General features: G+C 57.0%; 1 rRNA gene. It reads right to left on the reverse strand.

Annotated elements, in window-relative coordinates:
• Nucleotides 1-3,081 (reverse strand): 23S ribosomal RNA (locus tag IEY96_RS32425); the annotation flags it as partial.
• Nucleotides 3,082-3,103 lie beyond the last annotated feature (22 nt).

Genomic DNA, 3,103 nt, shown 5'->3' on the forward strand with positions numbered 1-3,103 from the left:
TCAACTGAACCCGTTACCGGGCTTACATTTCCGGCCTATCAACCCAGTCGTCTAGCTGGGGGCCTTACCCACTCAAAGAGTGGTGGGATACCTCATCTTGAAGCGAGCTTCCCGCTTAGATGCTTTCAGCGGTTATCCCTTCCGAACGTAGCTAACCAGCCGTGCCCCTGGCGGGACAACTGGCACACCAGAGGTTCGTCCGTCCCGGTCCTCTCGTACTAGGGACAGCCCTTCTCAAGTATCCTACGCGCACGGCGGATAGGGACCGAACTGTCTCACGACGTTCTAAACCCAGCTCGCGTACCGCTTTAATGGGCGAACAGCCCAACCCTTGGGACCTGCTACAGCCCCAGGATGCGACGAGCCGACATCGAGGTGCCAAACCATCCCGTCGATATGGACTCTTGGGGAAGATCAGCCTGTTATCCCCGGGGTACCTTTTATCCGTTGAGCGACACCGCTTCCACATGCCAGTGCCGGATCACTAGTCCCGACTTTCGTCCCTGCTCGACCTGTCAGTCTCACAGTCAAGCTCCCTTGTGCACTTGCACTCAACACCTGATTGCCAACCAGGCTGAGGGAACCTTTGGGCGCCTCCGTTACCCTTTAGGAGGCAACCGCCCCAGTTAAACTACCCACCAGACACTGTCCCTGAACCGGATAACGGTCCGAAGTTAGATACCCAAATCAACCAGAGTGGTATTTCAAGATTGCCTCCACCCATACTGGCGTATGAGCTTCACCGGCTCCCACCTATCCTACACAAGCTAACTCAAGTACCAATGTCAAGCTATAGTAAAGGTCCCGGGGTCTTTCCGTCCTGCCGCGCGTAACGAGCATCTTTACTCGTAATGCAATTTCGCCGGGCCTGTGGTTGAGACAGTGGGGAAGTCGTTACGCCATTCGTGCAGGTCGGAACTTACCCGACAAGGAATTTCGCTACCTTAGGATGGTTATAGTTACCACCGCCGTTTACTGGCGCTTAAGTTCTCCGCTTCGCCCCGAAGAGCTAACAGGTCCCCTTAACGTTCCAGCACCGGGCAGGCGTCAGTCCATATACATCGAATTACTTCTTCGCATGGACCTGTGTTTTTAGTAAACAGTCGCTTCCCCCTGCTCTCTGCGGCCATACAACGCTCCACCCGCGCGGGGCTTCACGTCTCCGGCCCCCCTTCTCCCTAAGTTACGGGGGCAATTTGCCGAGTTCCTTAACCACAGTTCGCCCGATCGCCTCGGTATTCTCTACCTGACCACCTGTGTCGGTTTGGGGTACGGGCCGCTAAGAACTCGCTAGAGGCTTTTCTCGGCAGCATAGGATCACTGACTTCACCTGAATCGGCTCGGCATCACGTCTCAGCCTATATGCGCCGCGGATTTGCCTACGGCACGGCCTACACGCTTACCCCGGCACAACCACCGGCCGGGCTCAGCTACCTTCCTGCGTCACCCCATCGCTTGACTACTACCCGCCAGGTTCCCACGCTCCCCACCATTGACCCGAAGGTCGCCGGCGGTTCGGGTGGTTAGCACAGCGAGGTTCGTCAGGGTCGCTCTTTCGCGGGTACGGGAATATCAACCCGTTGTCCATCGACTACGCCTCTCGGCCTCGCCTTAGGTCCCGACTCACCCAGGGCGGATTAGCCTGGCCCTGGAACCCTTGGTCATCCGGCGGAAGGGTTTCTCACCCTTCTTTCGCTACTCATGCCTGCATTCTCACTCGTGCCGCGTCCACAACTAGGTCACCCCGTTGCTTCACTCGCGGCACGACGCTCCCCTACCCATCCACACACCTGCACAAGGAATCAAGTCCAAGCGAGGTTAAAATGTGAATGCCACAGCTTCGGCGGTGTGCTTGAGCCCCGCTACATTGTCGGCGCGGAACCACTTGACCAGTGAGCTATTACGCACTCTTTAAAGGGTGGCTGCTTCTAAGCCAACCTCCTGGTTGTCTATGCGACCCCACATCCTTTTCCACTTAGCACACGCTTAGGGGCCTTAGCTGGTGATCTGGGCTGTTTCCCTCTCGACTACGAAGCTTATCCCCCGCAGTCTCACTGCCGCGCTCTCACTTACCGGCATTCGGAGTTTGGCTGATTTCGGTAAGCTTGTGGGCCCCCTAGACCATCCAGTGCTCTACCTCCGGCAAGAAACACGCGACGCTGCACCTAAATGCATTTCGGGGAGAACCAGCTATCACGGAGTTTGATTGGCCTTTCACCCCTAACCACAGGTCATCCCCCAACTTTTCAACGTTGGTGGGTTCGGCCCTCCACGCGGTCTTACCCGCGCTTCAGCCTGCCCATGGCTAGATCACTCCGCTTCGGGTCTAGAGCATGCGACTGAATACGCCCTATTCAGACTCGCTTTCGCTACGGCTCCCCCACACGGGTTAACCTCGCCACATGCCACTAACTCGCAGGCTCATTCTTCAAAAGGCACGCCGTCACCCCGCAAGGCTCCGACGGATTGTAGGCGAACGGTTTCAGGTACTATTTCACTCCCCTCCCGGGGTACTTTTCACCATTCCCTCACGGTACTCGTCCGCTATCGGTCACCAGGAAGTATTTAGGCTTACCAGGTGGTCCTGGCAGATTCACGGCAGATTTCAGGGGTCCGCCGCTACTCGGGAACACCTACAGAAGGTCAGCAACTTTCGCCTACCGGACTCTCACCGTCTACGGTCAGCCTTTCCAGACTGTTCGACTAGCCACTGACTTTGTAACTTCTCGAACGAGTGTCAGCTCGTTCAGCAGGGTCCCACAACCCCGACCACGTAACCCCTGACAGGTATCACACGCAGCCGGTTTAGCCTACATCCGCTTTCGCTCGCCACTACTCACGGAATCACTTGTTGTTTTCTCTTCCTACGGGTACTGAGATGTTTCACTTCCCCGCGTTCCCCCCACACACCCTATGTGTTCAGGTGCGGGTGACACCACATGACTGGTGCCGGGTTTCCCCATTCGGACACCCTGGGATCACAGCTTGGTTGACAGCTCCCCCAGGCCTATCGCGGCCTCCCACGTCCTTCATCGGCTCCTGGTGCCAAGGCATCCACCGTTCGCCCTTGACAACTTGACCACAAAGATGCTCGCGTCCACTG

Source organism: Micromonospora fulviviridis (genome assembly GCF_014648395.1).
Classification (GTDB): Bacteria; Actinomycetota; Actinomycetes; order Mycobacteriales; family Micromonosporaceae; genus Micromonospora; species Micromonospora fulviviridis.